Origin of the sequence: Nocardioides pocheonensis (genome assembly GCF_003725535.1) — a bacterium.
GTDB classification, from domain to species: Bacteria; Actinomycetota; Actinomycetes; order Propionibacteriales; family Nocardioidaceae; genus Marmoricola; species Marmoricola pocheonensis.
The window spans coordinates 983,262-999,069 of record NZ_RJSF01000040.1 but is presented as its reverse complement, the minus strand read 5'-3'; the positions used below and the strand labels follow the sequence as shown (position 1 = coordinate 999,069).

Genomic DNA, 15,808 nt, shown 5'->3' with positions numbered 1-15,808 from the left:
CCAGACGGACCCGGCGCGCCGGCCTTGTGGTCGGCTGCGCTCGCATCGCTCGTCAGTCCAGACGGACCCGGCGCGCCGGCGGTTGCCGCTCTCGAAACCACTACTCCCCCTCGAGGATCTCGGTGGCCGGGTTGTAGTAGCCCGAGGCCTTGCGGGCCACCCCGTCCAGGCCGCGGCCGGCGTCGGCCGGGCGCTTCATCAGGCCGAAGGTGCCGTCGGCGATCGCGTCGAGGAGGCCGCGCTCGTGGTCGAGGATCTGCTCGAGCAGGTCGATGGTCTCGCGCAGCACCTGCTCGGCCCGCTGGTGGATGAACCCACCGGGCGCGGGCCGGAAGTCCTCGTGCAGGTTGCCGGCGGCGTTCATCACGTAGCGGACGTTCTGCAGGGCCAGGTCGCGGTCGGAGAGCCACGGGGTGACCACGGCCTCCGTCATCATGCCGACCAGCAGGATCCCCTGGCCGGTGAGCGCCCCGACCAGGTTGAAGAAACCGTCGAGCAGGTAGCCACGGAAGACGTCACCGGTCATGTGCCGGGTCGGGGGCATCCACTTGAGCGGCGCGTCGGGGAAGAGCTCGCGGGCCAGCATGGCGTGGGCCAGCTCGAGCCGGAACGAGTCCGGGATCTCGGGGTCGATCTCGAAGGCGTGGCCGAGGCCGAGCTGCCAGTCCTCGAGCCCCGCCTCCTTGGCGAAGTACTCGTTGAGCAGCTGGCTCGTGGTGACCGTGTGCGCGGCCTCCACGGCGTCGTCGGTGGTGAGGTAGTTGTCCTCACCGGTGTTGATGATGATGCCGGCGCGGGCGTGGATCTGGCGGCTGAAGCGCTGGTCGACGAACGTGCGCACCGGGTTGATGTCGCGGAAGAGGATCCCGTACATCGAGTCGTTCAGCATCATGTCGAGCCGCTCGAGGCCCGCGAGCGTCGCGATCTCCGGCATGCACAGTCCGGACGCGTAGTTGGTGAGCCGGACGTAGCGACCGAGCTCGCGGCTGGTCTCGTCCAGCGCAGCGCGCATCAGCCGGAAGTTCTCCTGCGTCGCGTACGTGCCGGCGAAGCCCTCGCGGGTGGCGCCCTCGGGCACGTAGTCGAGCAGGGACTGACCCGTCGACCGGATCACCGCGATCACGTCCGCGCCCTCACGGGCGGCGGCCTGGGCCTGCGGGATGTCCTCGTGGATGTCGCCCGTGGCCACGATCAGGTAGATCCACGGCTTGCTGGGCGCGTCGCCGATCCGCGCGACGAGGCGCTCGCGTTCCTTGCGGCGCGCGTCGATCCGGCGTACGCCGGCCCCGACCTGCTTGCGGGCCGCGGCCCGGGCCCGGACCGCGTCGCGTCCCTCGGGCAGCCGGAAGACGACCGAGCCTGCCGCCGCCTTCTGGGCGAGCGTGAGCAGGTCCTCGCCCTCTCCCCTGACCAGGGCATCCCACACCGGCAGCGCGACGCCGTGCTCGAGCCCCACGTCCGCGCGCACGACGTCGAGCAGCCGGTTGACCCACGGCGTGCCCTCGGAGTCGGCGCCGGCGAGTCCGGCCAGCCGCAGCGTGGCGCGCTCGACGGAGACGGTGGTGTGCTGCCGGGCGAGCTTCACGATCGGTCGCCCGACCTTGCGGGCCAGGCTGCGGGCATGACGGACGTCGGCCGCGGCCAGGCCGAGCTTGTTGTGCGCCGAGCGCGGCATCACAGCCTCCGCTCGAACAGGCCGCGGACACCGGCGTTGCCCCGGACGAGCTCCAGCGCGTAGTCCGCGTGGCCCGGGACGTAGCCGTTGCCGATCAGCATCTGCACGTCGGCAGCCAGGCCCTCGGCGCCGAGAGCCGCAGCGCTGAAGGAGGTCGCCATCGAGAAGAACACGACGGTCCCGCGGGCGGCGGTCGCGAGGATCGCCCCCGGCTCGCACCCGGGCACGTCGACGCACACCACCGTGACGTCCGCGGGCCCGCCGGCCGCCCGGACGGCGTCGTGCAGCGCCAGCGGGTCCCGGGCGTCGGCGACCACGACCTCGTCGGCGAGGCCGGCGTCGCGGAGCAGCGCGGCCTCGGCCTCGTGGGGCACCACTCCGATCGTGCGTGCGGCACCGGCCCTCCGGGCGGCAGCGAGGCTGAGCGCCCCGGACTTGCCGGCGCCGCCGATCACGGCCACGACCGGCTGGGCGTACCCGTCGACCACCCGCCGGGTCAGGGCCGGTGCGCCGCACACGTCCATGACCGCCAGGCCGAGCTCGGCCGGAAGGTCGGCCGGGAGCGGCGCGGCGATGCTGCGCCCGAAGAGGATCGCGTAGCCGTCGGCGGGCACCTGCTCGGAGCCGCCGTCCCAGCTCTGGAGGCCGTCCTCGATCACCAGGGGCGTGAGCGTGAGGGAGACCAGCGTCGCGACGCGGTCGCCGACCCGGAGGCCCAGCGGGGAGGCCGGGCCGACCTCCTCCACGGTGCCGATCAGCATGCCGCCCGAGCCGGTCACCGGGTTGTGCATCTTGCCGCGCTCGCGGACGATCGCGAGCACCTCGGCGCGCACGGCAGCACCGTCGCCGTGGTGCTTCTCGGCCAGCTGGCGGTACGACGCGGCGTCCAGGTTGAGCCGCTCGACCCGGACCCGCACCTCGTCGGGCCAGAGGTCGGCCCGCGTGTCCAGCCGCTCGGCGGTCTGCGGCAGCGCTCCGGCCGGGGCGAGCACCCGGTGGGAGCCCACAGGATCAGCGGCGGTCTGCACGGACGTCACGGGTATTCCTTCCACAAAAGCACCTCTCTGACAGGAAATCGTTTCGTGTCAAGGTGGCATTGCCGAACGGCTTCTCCTACTCTGGCACCAGAGCCGCGGGTCACACAACCGAGACGCGCACGCGACGTACGCCGCCGACCGCGGCCAGGAGGACCAGATGAGCATCGAGACGTCGATCGGCCTCGCGCTGTCGGATCCGGGGGCCTCGGAGGCCTATGCCCAGTCCCACGCGCAGCCGTACCCCTACCGGCGCACCGAGCTGGTCGAGCCCGACTGGCGTCGTTTCCCGGGGTGGCGCGACGTCACCGAGGCGGACTGGGCCAGCGCCCAGTGGCAGCGGGCGCACTGCGTGAAGAACGTCAAGCAGCTGCGCGAGCTGCTCGGCGACCTCGTGGACGACCGCTTCTACGCCGACCTCGAGCGCGACCAGGCCGAGCGGGCGACCATGTCGATGCTGGTGCCGCCGCAGATGCTGAACACCATGGTGCCGACCGCGCCCGCCGGCGGCGCCGGCTCCCTGACCGAGGCGCTGTACGCCGACCCGGTGCGCCGCTACATGCTGCCGGTCTTCTCCGACCGACGCACCGACTGGCCCTCGCACCCGCACGCGACCCGCGACTCCCTGCACGAGCACGACATGTGGGCCGCGGAGGGCCTCACCCACCGCTACCCCACCAAGGTCCTCGCCGAGCTGCTGCCGACCTGCCCGCAGTACTGCGGGCACTGCACCCGGATGGACCTCGTCGGCAACTCGACGCCCCAGGTCGAGAAGCTCAAGTTCGAGCTGAAGCCGGTCGACCGGCTGGACGCCATGCTCGACTACCTGCGCCGCACGCCGCAGGTGCGCGACGTGGTCGTCTCCGGAGGCGACGTCGCCAACATGCCGATCGCGCGGCTCGAGGACTTCCTGACCAAGCTGCTGGAGATCGAGAACATCCGCGACATCCGGCTGGCCACCAAGGCCCTGATGGGGCTGCCGCAGCACTGGCTGCAGGACGACGTCCGCGCCGGCGTCGGACGGGTCGCCCGCCTCGCGCGCTCGCGCGGGGTGTCGCTGGCCATCCACACGCACGTCAACCACGCCAACTCGGTCACCCCGATGGTCGCGAAGGCAACGGCCGCGATGTTCGAGGAGGGTGTCCGCGACGTGCGCAACCAGGGCGTGATCCTCAACGGCGTCAACGCCGACCCGCACGCGCTGCTCGACCTGTGCTTCCGGCTCCTCGACGGCGCGCAGATCATGCCCTACTACTTCTACATGTGCGACCTGATCCCCTACTCCGAGCACTGGCGGATCTCGGTGCGTGACGCGCAGCGGCTGCAGCACCACATCATGGGCTACCTGCCCGGCTTCGCGACGCCGCGGATCGTCTGCGACGTGCCCTTCGTCGGCAAGCGGTGGGTGCACCAGGTCGCGTCGTACGACACCGAGCGTGGCATCTCGTACTGGACGAAGAACTACCGCACCTCGATCGAGGCCGAAGACCCGGACGCGCTGAGCCGGCTCTACGAGTACTACGACCCGATCCACACCCTGCCCGAGGAAGGTCAGGCGTGGTGGCGCGAGCACGGCGCACTCGACGAGTCCGCCCTCAAGGCGGCCGAGATGGCCGAGGCGTCCCGGCGTACGGCGGCCCTGCAGGCGCACTGATCCGCTTGCGCGCGGCGACCGTGGCCGCGCACCACGCCGTGCGCTGACCGCGGGCCGACCCCTCAGGCGTGCAGGTCGGTGAGGGTCTCGACCAGGCGCGCGATCGGGCTGGAGAGCCCCCACTTCGCGGCCAGCGCCTGGAGCGCCTCGGGGTCGACGGGCGTCCGCGGCAGGCGCAGGTCGGGGTCGTCCAGGTCGAGGTCGCGGGCCACCGCGACGACGGTGGGTGCGACCTCGAGGTACTCCGCAGCGTCGAGCAGCTTGCGACGCGGGCCCGGCGCGAGGTCGGCCTCCGGGTCCAGCGCCGCCTCGCGCAGCGCGGCCACCGAGCCGAACCGACCGAGCAGCGTCGCGGCGGTCTTCTCCCCGACGCCGGCCACTCCGGGCAGGCCGTCGGACGTGTCGCCGCGCAGGGTCGCGAAGTCGGCGTACTGGTGGGCCTCGACGCCGTACTTGTCGCGCACCACCTGCTCGGTCACGCGCTCGTGCCGCCCCACGCCGCGCGCGGTGTAGAGCACCCGCACGCCGGCGGCGTCGTCGACGAGCTGGAAGAGGTCACGGTCGCCCGTCACGATCTCCACCGGCATGCCCGCACCGGTCGCGAGCGTGCCGATCACGTCGTCGGCCTCGTAGCCGTCGGCGCCGACGATCGCGATGCCGAAGGCGTCGAGCACGTCGACGATCACCGGGATCTGCGCCTCGAGCGGATCGGGGACGACCTCGACGTCCGGGCCGCCGGGCACGACGTACTCGACCCGGTGCGCCTTGTAGCTCGGGATCAGGTCGACCCGCCACTGCGGCCGCCAGTCGTTGTCCCAGCAGCAGGCGAGGTGGGTGGGGCGGTACTCCTCGGCCAGACGGCTGATGAAGTCCAGCAGGCCGCGCACCGCGTTGACCGGCGTGCCGTCGGGCGCCGTGATCGAGTCGGGGACGCCGTAGTACGCACGGAAGTACAGCGACGCGGTGTCGAGGAGCATCAGGCGGTCCGGGGTCACGGCGCAAGGCTAGTGCGCCGCTCCCCCGGACCCGGGTCACGCGCCGTCGGGCGTCAGTGGCTGAGGTACGTCGCCGCCATGTCGAGGTCGCCGTGCCCGTCGACCATGGCGCGCTCGAAGTGCCGGCGGGCGGCCTCGATGATCGCGAGGTCCACACCGGCCGCACGTCCGGCCTCCTGGATCAGGCGGGCGTCCTTGGCCGCACCCCAGAGCGGGAACTGCGGGTCGAGGTCGCCGCTGAGCATCGCGGCCCCCTTGAGCTGGACGTAGGGAGCATCCATCGCCCCGCCCTTGACCACGTCGAGGAACGACTGCGGGTCCAGGCCGAGCGCCCTGGCGAGCGTGAGCGCCTCGGCGACACCCTCGACGACCGTCAGCACCCACGAGTTGGCGACCAGCTTCAGGCGCGAGCCCTGGCCGGCAGCACCGAGCCACAGCGTGCGGGCGCCGATCGCGTCCAGCACCGGCTGCACGGTCTCGCGCGCGTCGGCGGGCCCGGAGGCGAGGACCGTCAGCTGCCCGGCCTCTGCGGGCCCCTTGGTGCCCAGCACGGGCGCGTCGACGTACACCAGGCCCAGTTCGGCGGCCAGGGCCGCCAGGCGCTCACACCCCTCGACACCGACCGTGGACTGCTGCAGCCACACCGTGCCGCGCGCCGGCTCGGCCTCGCGCACGACCTCCTCCACGACGTGCGCGTCGGAGAGGATCGTGACCACGACGTCTGCGCCCTTCGCGGCCTCCGCCGGGCTCTGCGCGACGTCGGCGCCCAGGTCCGCGGCCTTCTCCGGGCTCCGGTTCCAGACGGTCAGCGGGATGCCGGCCGCGACGATGTTGCGGGCCATCCCGCGACCCATGATCCCGGTGCCGAGCAGAGCGACGTGTGGTGTGTTCATGGCGACCACCCTGCCGCATGGTTCGATGGGATTCAAACCGAGTGCTTCGGGTCTCTCCTCGGGCGGCAGGTCGTCGACGGGCGGCCCTGCGGAACACTGGCTGCATGGACGTTCGCCTGGCCGGCCGACAGGACGTGGAAGACCTCGCCCACCTGCTCTGGCTGCACGCCGCACCCGAGGAGCGGGCCCGCCAGACCGTCGCGGCCTTCGCGGTCGACCTGGCCGCGTGGTGGAGCGAGCACGGCGACTCGCACCATGCCTTCGTCGCCGTGGACGGCGGCTCCGAGGTGGTCGGCATGGCGTGGCTGGCACTCCTGCCACGCGTGCCGAGGCCGGGCGCGCCAGACCGTCGCTTCGGGGACGTCCAGAGCGTCTTCGTGGTGCCGGAGCACCGCGGGAGGGGCCTCGGCTCCACGCTCGTGGAGACCGCGGCGGAGCACGCGGTGCGTCTCGGTGCGGCGCGGGTGACGGTGCACTCGAGCCGCCAGGCCGTGCCCCTCTACGAGAGACTCGGCTTCGCCTCTTCTCAACGGCTCCTGCAGCGACCAGCCGAGTAGCCGGCGGTCGCGGACCGGCTCCGAGTCCCAGGGGTGAGCGTCCGGCCCCTGAATGCTCTCTGCGGCTGGGCGCCGTGGCACTAGGCTCAGCGCCGTGGAGAAGATCGACCGACAGATCCTGAGCCTGCTGGCCGGCGACGGACGGATGTCGTACACGGATCTCGGGAAGGCCACCGGCCTGTCCACCTCCGCGGTGCACCAGCGGGTCAAGCGCCTCGAGGAACGTGGCCTGATCACGGGGTACGGCGCGTCCATCGACCACGCCAAGGCCGGCCGTCCCCTGACCGCGTTCATCTCGATCACCCCGATCGACGCTGCCGCCGCCGACGACTACCCGGAGCGTCTCGCCCCGATCGAGGAGATCGAGAGCTGCTGGTCGGTCGCCGGCGAGGAGTCCTACATCCTGAAGGTCCGGGTCGCGGTGCCGGCCGACCTGGAGGAGCTGCTGTCGCGGATCCGGGCTGCGGCGAACGTCTCGACGCGGACCACGATCGTGCTGTCCACGCCGTACGAGCACCGGCCGATGCCCTGAGCCGACGCGGCAGCAGCACTCAGTCGGTCACCGACGAGTAGGCCACCACGCCCCGGCGGAGGCGGTTCACGGCCTCACGGGCGGTCTCGCGCAGCGGTCCACCCGCGACGTCACCGACCTGGCCGGCGAGGTCGAGGAGCTGCTTCATCCAGCGGACGAAGTCTCCGGCGGCGAGGTCGGTCTCCTCGAGCAGGTCGTCGAGGTCGTCGCCCTCGGCCCACCGGTACGCCGCCCAGCAGAACCCGAGGTCCGGCTCGCGCAGCTGCTCGAGCCGGTGCTCCTTCTCGAGCGCGTCCAGGTCGGCCCACAGCGAGGTCATCGCGCCGAGCACGTCCCGGACCCGGCCCCCGGGGATCCGCGGTGCCGCGGCATCGTCGGCGCGCCGGGTCTCGAAGACCAGGGCGGAGAGCACGCACGCGAGCTGGCTGGCGTCGAGGTCGTCCCACAGCCCGACCCGCAGCGACTCGGCGGTCACCAGGTCCATCTCGTTGTAGATCCGCATGAGCGCGCGCCCGCGCGAGGTGACGGTGTCCCCGTCGAGGTACTCCAGGGTGTCGAGGACCTCGCAGACCCGGTCGAACTGTCGGGCGATGGTGTTCGTGCGCTGCTCGATCCGGCGCCGCAGCGTGCGTGCGTCGCGGTCGAGCTTGAACCAGCGCTCGGCCCAGCGGGCGTGGTCCTCGCGGTCAGGGCACCGGTGGCAGGGGTGGTCGCGCAGCTCGCGACGCAGCTGCTCGATCCGGTCGGAGCCGGACGGCTCGGGCGTGCCGGCCCCGCGGGCGCCCCGCGTCGGGGGCGGCGTCAGGCCGTGCGTGCGCTCGCGCAGGGTGGACGCCAGGTCGCGCCGGGACTGCGGGTTGCGTCCGTTGAAGGTCTTCGGGATCCGGATCCGCGTGATCGAGGCGACCGGGGTCGGGAAGTCCACCAGGCTGAGCCGCCGGGCCTGGCGGTCGGCGGTCAGGACGTAGGGCCGCGGGCCGTCGCGGTCGGCCTTGCCGCCGGGGTCGATCACCACCGCCATCCCGGAGAACCGGCCGGCCGGCACCTCGATCACGTCACCGGGCCGGAGCTGCTCGAGCGAGGTGATCACCTCGGCCCGTCGGTCGACGCGCCGCGCCTTCGCGAGCGCGGTCTCGGTGTCGCTCAGCGTGCGGCGCAGCGCGGCGTACTCCATGAAGTCGCCCAGGTGGCAGGCCGCGGCCTCGGCGTACCCCTGGAGGGCGTCCTCGCTCTTGCGGAGCTGCCGCGCGAGGCCGACGACCGCCTTGTCGGCCTGGAACTGCGCGAACGACGACTCCAGCAGCTCGCGCGCACGTTCGCGGCCGAACTCGTGGACCAGGTTCACCGCCATGTTGTACGTCGGCCGGAAGGACGACTTGAGCGGGTAGGTCCGGGTCGAGGCGAGGCCGGCGACCGACTTCGGGTCGAGCCCGGGCTGCCAGAGCACCACGCCGTGGCCCTCGACGTCGATGCCTCGACGACCCGCCCGGCCGGTCAGCTGGGTGTACTCCCCCGGCGTGATGTCGGCGTGGGTCTCGCCGTTCCACTTGGTGAGCTTCTCGATCACCACCGACCGGGCCGGCATGTTGATGCCGAGCGCCAGCGTCTCGGTGGCGAAGACGACGCGGCACAGGCCCCGCAGGAAGAGCTCCTCCACGCACTCCTTGAAGGTGGGCAGCATCCCGGCGTGGTGCGCGGCGATGCCGCGGGTGAGCCCGTCGAGGAACTCGTGGTAGCCGAGGACCTGCAGGTCCTCGTCCGGGAGGTTGGAGCAGCGCTCCTGGACGAAGGCGAAGATCTCGTCGCGCTCGGCGGGCGTGGTCAGCCGCAGGTTGGCGTTCAGGCACTGCTGGACCGCGGCGTCGCAGCCGACGCGGCTGAAGATGAAGACGATCGCCGGCAGCAGCCCGGCAGCGTCCAGCTGCTCGACGACGTCGGCACGGCTGGGGATCCAGACCCGACGGCCGTTGCCGACCTGGCGGTGCTTGGAGGTCGACCGGGCGTTGCGGTCACGGGGCGAGCGCCGGTCGCGCATCCGGCTGCTGGCGAAGTCGTCGCGGGCGACCCGCAGCAGCTGCGGGTTGACCTTCGCCTCCTGCGGCGCAGCCGGGTCGTCGGCGAACAGGTCGTACATCCGGCGCCCGACCAGCACGTGCTGGTAGAGCGGCACGGGCCGGCGCTCCTCCACGATCGTCACGGTCTCCCCGCGGACGGTCCCGAGCCACTCGCCGAACTCCTCGGCGTTGCTCACCGTGGCCGAGAGGGACACCACCGCGACCGACTCGGGCAGGTGGATGATCACCTCCTCCCAGACCGCGCCGCGGGAGCGGTCGGCGAGGTAGTGGACCTCGTCCATCACGACGAAGCCGAGACCGGAGAGGGTGCGCGACCCGGCGTACAGCATGTTGCGGAGGACCTCGGTGGTCATCACCACGACCGGCGCCTCGCCGTTGATCGTGTTGTCCCCGGTGAGCAGGCCGACCTGCTCCGCGCCGTGGCGGGCCACGAGGTCGTTGAACTTCTGGTTGGAGAGTGCCTTGATCGGCGTGGTGTAGAAGCACTTGCGACCCGTGGTGAGCGCCAGGTGCACGGCGAACTCGCCCACCAGCGTCTTGCCGGACCCGGTCGGTGCCGCCACCAGGACGGAGTGACCGTCCTCGAGCTGCTCGCACGCCCGGACCTGGAAGTCGTCGAGCGGGAAGTCGTAGTGGGAGGTGAACTCCGCGAGGGCAGGGTGGCGACGGCTCCGCTGGAAGCGGGCGTACTGGTCGGCCGGCCCGGTACCGGAGGAGGCGTTCACGGCACCAGCACGCGCAGCGCCTGCGGGACGACCTCGACGGTCAGCGGCAGCGCCCCGATCCGCTCCCCGTCCGCGTAGGCGACGACTCCCGGCGCTGCGATGGTCACGGTGCGGGCCGGGTAGTGGCGGTACTCCGGGTGCAGCACGTGGGTGCCCTTGAACAGCTTCGGGTAGGTCCGCACCAGGGAGGTCTTGCTCATCGGCCGGATCACCACCACGTCGAGCAGCCCGTCGTCGAGCAGGGCGCCCTCGGTGATCCGCAGGCCGCCACCGAAGGACGGACCGTTGCCCACCGCGACCATCATCGCCTCGAACCGCTGCTCGTCGCCGTCGATCTCGAGGACGTACGGGATCGGCCGGAACGTGCGCAGCTCGGCGATCGTCGCCAGGTTGTAGCGCATCTGACCGCGTGGCCAGGTCATCTGGTTGGCGCGCTCGTTGACCTTCGCGTCGAAGCCTGCCGCCAGCACCGTGACGTAGTACCGCGTGCCCACGCGCGCCAGGTCGATCGTGCGCTCCTTGCCCCCGATCAGCACGTCGGTCGCGGCGTGCGCGCTCTTGCGAGGCAGGTCCAGGTAGCGGGCCACGTCGTTGCCGGTGCCGGCCGGGACGAGCCCCAGGCGCGTCTGTGATCCGGCCAGCGCCTGCACCGCGAGGTGCACCATGCCGTCACCACCGACGACGGCGAGCGTCTCGACGCCGTCCTCGACGCACCCGCGGGCGAGGTCCAGGGCCTCGTCGGCGTCCCGACCGGTGAGCTCGCGCACGCTGAACCCGGCGTGGCGCAGCCGCGGGGCCACCTCGCCGGCGACCCGGGCGCCCTTCCCCTTCCCCGAGGTCGGGTTGGTGAGGAGGGCGATCTGCTCGGGCACGTCGCGAGCATATTGCCCCGGCGGGCGAATCCGGCTACCGGACGTTGCGCGCCGCCGAGCACGCGACGGCGCCGTGACAGTCGCGGAGGTCGACCAGCTCGCCGTGGAGCCGGGCGAGCCGTTGCGGAGCGACCCGGTCGGCGATGTTGTCCAGCTCGAGCGGATCACGCCGGAGGTCGTAGAGCTCGACCGCCCCGTCGGCGTACTCGACGTAGGTGTACCGCGTGGTCCGCAGCGCCGTGTACGACGGGGGGTTGGCTCCGCGTGGACCGGGGTAGTCGGGATCGTTGACGTCGGTGTCCGGCCCGTGGTGCTCGACGAGGGCCGCGTTGTTCCAGCCGGGCACCGGCCCATGGAGCAGGTCGACGACGCTGACGCCGTCCATCAGCGGACTCGGCCGCAGGCCGGCGAGCTCCTCGAAGGTGGGCGCGAGGTCGATGTTCTGCACGGCGTCGGCGTTGCTGGCGCCCGCGCGGACGCCCGGACCGGTCACGACGAGCGGGACCAGGATGTCGGTGTCGAACGCGGTCATCTTGCCTGCCTGGAGGCGGTACTCGCCCAGGTGGTAGCCGTTGTCGGAGCTGAAGACTACGACCGTGTCGTCGGCCGCGCCGGTCGCCGCGAGAGCACGCTCGATGCCGCCGAGGAGCCGGTCGATGGACAGGACGTCCTGCGCCCGGCGACGGTACCGGCGGTCGATGTCGCGGATCTCCGTGGAGGTGAGCGGCGGTCGGCCCGCGAGCCACGGGGGCGGGTTGCTCGGCAGCGCGTTGAACGCCACCGTCCTCGGTGCCTGCAGTCCCGGGAAGGCCGCGGCGTCGCGAGGGGCCGGGACCGACGGTGTGTGCGGCGTGAAGGTGGCCACCTCGAGGAGGAACGGGTGGCCGGAGCTCGCGGCCGAGGTGATGAAGCCGCTCGCGCGGTGCCGCAGCACCGTGGTCAGGTAATCACCGGGATCGTGCCCGTAGAACGTCGAGATGCCGTCGTGCGACAGGTGGTAGTCGTACTCCGAGTAGCCGTAGCCGACCCCGTCCCACTCGTCCCATCCGGGTGGCGTCGGGCTGGCGCGACGCGACGGGCTGCCCGGCTGGTAGCCGTTGAGGTACTTGCCCAGGAACGCGGTGCGGTAGCCCGCGTCGTGCAGCGCCGTGGCGAAGGTCGCCTGCTCCTCACCGCGAGCGTGGAAGACGCCGTAGCCACCCCACGGCGGGCTGTTGGTGAAGACCCGGGTGTCATGCGGGTAGTTGCCGCTGAAGATCGAGGACCGCGACGGGCAGCACTGGGAGTCGGTGACGGTGTAGTTCGTGAAGGTCGTGCCGTGCCGCTCCATGGCGAGCACGTGCGGCATGTGCCGGACCAGGTCGGCGGTCAGGTCGTCGGTGAGCACGAAGACGATGTTGGGCCGGTGGGTCTCCTGGGCCGCAGCGGTGGGCGGCGGCTGCTCGGGTGCGCCCGAGACGCCGCAGCCGCTCGCTGCCACGAGGAGCCACGCCAGCATCGGGACGACCGCGCGCACGCGCCGGGGTGACCGCGGCTTCGACGGGCCGCCGCCGGTCGCGGGTTTCTTCATCGTTCGGTCTCCATCGTCTCCAGAGCGCCATCGATCGGGCGGACCGGCCAGAGGCCAACGACCCGAGGAGGCAGGACTACAGGGGTGAGAGCTCGTCGTCGGCGAGTCCGTCCTCGGCCGTGCGCGCGCGGCGGCGGTCGACGAGCCGCGCAATCATCTCGGAGAGCAGGAACAGCAGCGACATCGGTACGGCGAGCATCGTCATCGAGAACGGGTCGGTCGACGGTGTGGCGACGGCGGCGAACACGAACGTGCCGACGATGATCCAGGCCCGGTGCTGCCCGAGCGTCTTGCCGGAGACCACGCCGGCGAGGCTGAGCAGGACGACGAAGAGCGGGATCTCGAAGGACAGGCCGAAGATCAGCAGGGTGCGGAGGATGAACGTGTAGAAGTGGTCGAAGTCGTTCAGGTTCCGGAAGCCGCCGGGGGTGTTCATCGAGATGAGGAACTGCAGGCCCTTCGGCATGATGTAGTACCCGACGGCCACGCCGGCGAAGAACAGCGGCCCGGCGACCGCGACGAACACCCGGGTCCACTTGCGCTCGTGCGCGTGCAGGCCGGGGAGGATGAACGCCCAGATCTGGTACAGCCAGTAGGGGCTGCTGACCACCACCCCCGCAGTGGTGCACAGCTTGAGCTGGAGCATCAGACCGGACGCGATCCCCGACAGCACGATCTCGGAGTTGACCCGCTTCTTGCCGCCGAGAAGCTGGACGGCGTGGTTGTACGGCCCGACGATCAGGTCGATCAGCTGGTGGTAGAAGAAGAACGCCGCGATCGTCGTGACGAGGAGGACGAGCAGAGACCTGAGCAGCCGTCCCCGGAGCTCTCGGAAGTGGTCGCCGAGCGACATCCGGCCCTCGTCACCGACCGGGTGCTCGGGCTTGATCCGGAAGAGCTGGACGACCCCGGCGAGGGACATCGACCCCTGTCCGCGACTAGTCGGCGCTGTCGGGCTTGCGCTCGGCCGGCGGCACCTCGTGGGCGGCGACCGGGCCGGGCGCTGCCTCACCCGGGGGGATGGCGCGAGGTGCAGCGGGCGGTGCGGTCGTCTCGTCGTCGTCGTCGACCAGGCCCTTGGTCTCGGCCTTGAAGATGCGCAGCGCACGCCCGGAGCCCCGGGCGAGCTCGGGAAGCTTCTTGGCGCCGAAGAGCAGCACGACGACCGCGAGGATCAAGATGATCTCGGGTGCTCCGATTTGCCTGAACACTGTGCTCCCCATTCGTCCGGGTTCTCACCGCCGGCCCTCGCCGACCCAGCCATGCTACGCGGTGGCGGTGTGCAGGCGTTGCGCATCCGCCGCGATGGTCGCCACACGGGCGCGCAGGTCGACCGGCTCGAGCACGGTCAGCCCGTGCCCGAACCGGAGGGCCAGGCGCAGCAGCCAGCGCTCGTCGCTCACCGCGAGGGTGACCTCCAGCCCGCCGTCCGCCGTGTCCTGGGTGGTGAGGACGGGGTAGTACTCGGCGAACCAGCGCATCTCCGGGCTCAGCAGCACCCGGGCCCGCAGGTCGGCGGGACCGGGCTCGAACAGCCCCGCCGAGAGGTCCCGCGGCTCGAGGTCGTGGGCGACCCGCGGTGCGTCCAGCACCTCGAGGCCGGTGATCCGGTCGACGCGGAAGAGCCGGCGGTCCTCGGCCAGGTGGCACCAGGCATCCAGGTAGGCCCTGCCGTCGGCCACGGTCACCGCGATCGGGTCGACGACCCGCTGGGTGGTCTCGTCCCGCGTCGGCACGTAGTACTCGAGCCGGACCTGCCGGTTGCGGGAGATCGCGTCGTCCAGGGCCGCCCGGGCGCCCTCGACCGCCGGCCGCAGGCGCGGGAGGTGCACGTCCACCAACGGGGTCGAGCCCGCGGCGGCGGCCTCCTCCAGCTTGGCGAGCGTGCGCTCGACCACGTCGCGCGAGCCTGCGGGGCTGGCGTCGAGGAGCGCGTGCAGCGCGACGATCAGCGCGGACGCCTCGTTGCTGCCCAGCCGGAGGGGGCGGGCCAGGAACTCGGCGTTGTCGACCCGGACGAGGCCGTCGGGGTCGTCCTCGAGCGCCTCCACGTTGATGTCGATCAGGTCGCCGGGCCCGTAGCCGGGCAGCCCGCACATGAACAGCACGCGCAGGTCCTTGAGCATCTGCGCCGGCGTGACCCCGAAGTCGGCCGCCACCTCCTGGAGCGGCACCTCGCCCCGGGTCTGCAGGTAGGGCGCGAGCGCGAGGAGCCGGGTCACCTGCTCCTTGGATCCACCGCTCACGCAGGCACCCCGCTCAGCTGGCTGAGCCGCTCGACCACGAGGTCGCGCAGCTCGGTCGGGTCGATCGCCACGACGTCGCCGAGGTGGGCCAGGACGTCCTCCGCGAGCTCGTCGACCGCGTAGGTGGTGAGGGTGAGACGGTCCCACTCGGTGCGCTCGTCGGGCCCGTCGACCGACTCCGCGACCTCCGAGGCGAGCCGCCGGAGCAGCGCCGCCCTGCCCTTGCGGGCCAGCACGGTCGCGGTGGTCGGCGTACGGCGGGGCTCGAGGCTGGCCGTCAGAGCGCGGACGTCGGTGCCCTCGGGGACCTCGAAGGACCCGGGTCGCCCGTCCGGGAGCACCTCGCCCACGATCCGGCTGAGCCGGAACATCCGGGGCTTCCCGCGGTCGCGGTCGTGGCCGACGACGTACCAGCGATCGCGCGAGGTCACGACGCCCCAGGGCTCGAGGTGGCGCTCGACGACCTCCGAGGCGCCCGCGCGGCGGTAGCCGAAGCGCACCGGGGTGCGGCTGATCGTCATCTCCCACATGTCGTTGAACGCCGGCTCGTCGGCGACCACGCGCGGTTGCAGGGCGTCGATCGCCTCCCGGTCGACGTCGTGGCCCGCGGCGCGGAGCTTCACCAGGGCCGCGGACGTCGCCGAGGCCAGCCCGGCGTGCTGCCACACGCGCGCGGCCAGGCCGAGCACGGCGGCCTCGTCGGGCGTGAAGTCGATGTCCGGCAGCTCGAAGGCGTCCCGGGCGATGCGATAGCCCTGCTCGTCCTCGAAGAACTTGTCGACGTGACCGAGCTCGATCGGGATGCCGAGCGCGCGCAGCTCTTCCTTGTCGCGCTCGAACATCTTCTCGAAGGCCTCGTCGTTGGTCTTGTCGTAGCCCTCGATCACCTCGCGGATGCGGTCCTTGGTCACGTAGGTGCGCGAGACGAGCAGCATGATCACGAGGTTGAGCAGGCGCTCGGACTTCCAGGCCGTCACGGG

Annotated in this window: 14 protein-coding genes; 3 read left to right on the top strand and 11 right to left on the bottom strand. The window is 71.9% G+C overall.

Annotation, left to right across the window (positions count from 1 at the left end):
* Positions 1-100: 100 nt before the first annotated feature.
* The gene (kamD, locus tag EFL26_RS15620) at positions 101-1,675 is read right to left on the bottom strand and encodes a lysine 5,6-aminomutase subunit alpha (protein WP_123223744.1); all 1,575 of its coding nucleotides are present in this window, start codon (positions 1,673-1,675) and stop codon (positions 101-103) included.
* The gene (kdd, locus tag EFL26_RS15615) at positions 1,675-2,712 is read right to left on the bottom strand and encodes an L-erythro-3,5-diaminohexanoate dehydrogenase (protein WP_246000216.1); all 1,038 of its coding nucleotides are present in this window, start codon (positions 2,710-2,712) and stop codon (positions 1,675-1,677) included. Before kdd ends, kamD begins: the two co-directional genes overlap by 1 nt.
* Before the next feature lie 157 nt (positions 2,713-2,869).
* On the opposite strand from kdd, the gene EFL26_RS15610 reads away from it, so the two are divergent.
* Complete coding sequence (locus EFL26_RS15610; RefSeq protein WP_246000215.1) at positions 2,870-4,363, top strand: KamA family radical SAM protein; 1,494 nt, start codon at positions 2,870-2,872, stop codon at positions 4,361-4,363.
* Positions 4,364-4,425: 62 nt separating this feature from the next.
* Here the strand turns inward: EFL26_RS15610 and EFL26_RS15605 are convergent, their stop codons facing one another.
* On the bottom strand, positions 4,426-5,358 hold the full coding sequence (locus EFL26_RS15605; RefSeq protein ID WP_342773534.1) for a 5'-3' exonuclease: 933 nt from the start codon (positions 5,356-5,358) through the stop codon (positions 4,426-4,428).
* Between the two features lie 53 nt (positions 5,359-5,411).
* The gene (locus tag EFL26_RS15600; protein WP_123223743.1) at positions 5,412-6,251 is read right to left on the bottom strand and encodes an NAD(P)-dependent oxidoreductase; all 840 of its coding nucleotides are present in this window, start codon (positions 6,249-6,251) and stop codon (positions 5,412-5,414) included.
* Positions 6,252-6,355: 104 nt separating this feature from the next.
* Here EFL26_RS15600 and EFL26_RS15595 point away from each other — a divergent pair, with 104 nt between their 5' ends.
* Together EFL26_RS15595 and EFL26_RS15590 are read left to right on the top strand one after the other, a co-directional pair.
* The gene (locus tag EFL26_RS15595; RefSeq protein ID WP_123223742.1) at positions 6,356-6,808 is read left to right on the top strand and encodes a GNAT family N-acetyltransferase; all 453 of its coding nucleotides are present in this window, start codon (positions 6,356-6,358) and stop codon (positions 6,806-6,808) included.
* 94 nt (positions 6,809-6,902) lie between these two features.
* Positions 6,903-7,340, top strand: a complete 438-nt coding sequence (locus EFL26_RS15590; protein WP_183408201.1) for an Lrp/AsnC family transcriptional regulator — start codon at positions 6,903-6,905, stop codon at positions 7,338-7,340.
* 19 nt (positions 7,341-7,359) lie between these two features.
* On the opposite strand, the gene EFL26_RS15585 is transcribed toward EFL26_RS15590, so the two are convergent.
* From EFL26_RS15585 to EFL26_RS15555, 7 genes are all read right to left on the bottom strand, one after another.
* The gene (locus tag EFL26_RS15585; RefSeq protein WP_123223740.1) at positions 7,360-10,140 is read right to left on the bottom strand and encodes a DEAD/DEAH box helicase; all 2,781 of its coding nucleotides are present in this window, start codon (positions 10,138-10,140) and stop codon (positions 7,360-7,362) included.
* Positions 10,137-11,012 (bottom strand): diacylglycerol kinase, encoded by an 876-nt coding sequence (locus EFL26_RS15580; RefSeq protein WP_123223739.1) that lies wholly within the window; start codon positions 11,010-11,012, stop codon positions 10,137-10,139. The genes EFL26_RS15585 and EFL26_RS15580 overlap by 4 nt, the downstream gene beginning before the upstream one ends.
* 34 nt (positions 11,013-11,046) lie before the next feature.
* Positions 11,047-12,582, bottom strand: coding sequence for a sulfatase family protein (locus EFL26_RS24775; protein ID WP_246000214.1), 1,536 nt, complete (start codon positions 12,580-12,582; stop codon positions 11,047-11,049).
* A gap of 76 nt (positions 12,583-12,658) precedes the next feature.
* Positions 12,659-13,504, bottom strand: coding sequence for a twin-arginine translocase subunit TatC (gene tatC, locus EFL26_RS15570; RefSeq protein ID WP_123223738.1), 846 nt, complete (start codon positions 13,502-13,504; stop codon positions 12,659-12,661).
* Positions 13,505-13,520: 16 nt separating this feature from the next.
* A complete protein-coding gene (gene tatA / locus EFL26_RS15565; RefSeq protein ID WP_221176966.1) occupies positions 13,521-13,793 on the bottom strand; it encodes a Sec-independent protein translocase subunit TatA in 273 nt (90 codons plus the stop codon).
* Positions 13,794-13,847: 54 nt separating this feature from the next.
* Positions 13,848-14,828: a helix-turn-helix transcriptional regulator gene (locus EFL26_RS15560; RefSeq protein WP_123223736.1), complete on the bottom strand. Its 981-nt coding sequence runs from the start codon at positions 14,826-14,828 to the stop codon at positions 13,848-13,850.
* Complete coding sequence (locus tag EFL26_RS15555; RefSeq protein WP_123223735.1) at positions 14,825-15,805, bottom strand: helix-turn-helix transcriptional regulator; 981 nt, start codon at positions 15,803-15,805, stop codon at positions 14,825-14,827. The genes EFL26_RS15560 and EFL26_RS15555 overlap by 4 nt, the downstream gene beginning before the upstream one ends.
* Positions 15,806-15,808: the final 3 nt, after the last annotated feature.

Excerpts from the sequence above, each read along its gene's own strand:
- EFL26_RS15610 (WP_246000215.1), top strand. The coding sequence starts at position 2,870 with ATGAGCATCGAGACGTCGATCGGCCTCGCGCTGTCGGATCCGGGGGCC.
- tatC (WP_123223738.1), bottom strand. The coding sequence starts at position 13,504 with ATGTCCCTCGCCGGGGTCGTCCAGCTCTTCCGGATCAAGCCCGAGCAC.
- EFL26_RS24775 (WP_246000214.1), bottom strand. The coding sequence starts at position 12,582 with ATGAAGAAACCCGCGACCGGCGGCGGCCCGTCGAAGCCGCGGTCACCC.
- EFL26_RS15600 (WP_123223743.1), bottom strand. The coding sequence starts at position 6,251 with ATGAACACACCACACGTCGCTCTGCTCGGCACCGGGATCATGGGTCGC.
- kamD (WP_123223744.1), bottom strand. The coding sequence starts at position 1,675 with ATGCCGCGCTCGGCGCACAACAAGCTCGGCCTGGCCGCGGCCGACGTC.
- EFL26_RS15595 (WP_123223742.1), top strand. The coding sequence starts at position 6,356 with ATGGACGTTCGCCTGGCCGGCCGACAGGACGTGGAAGACCTCGCCCAC.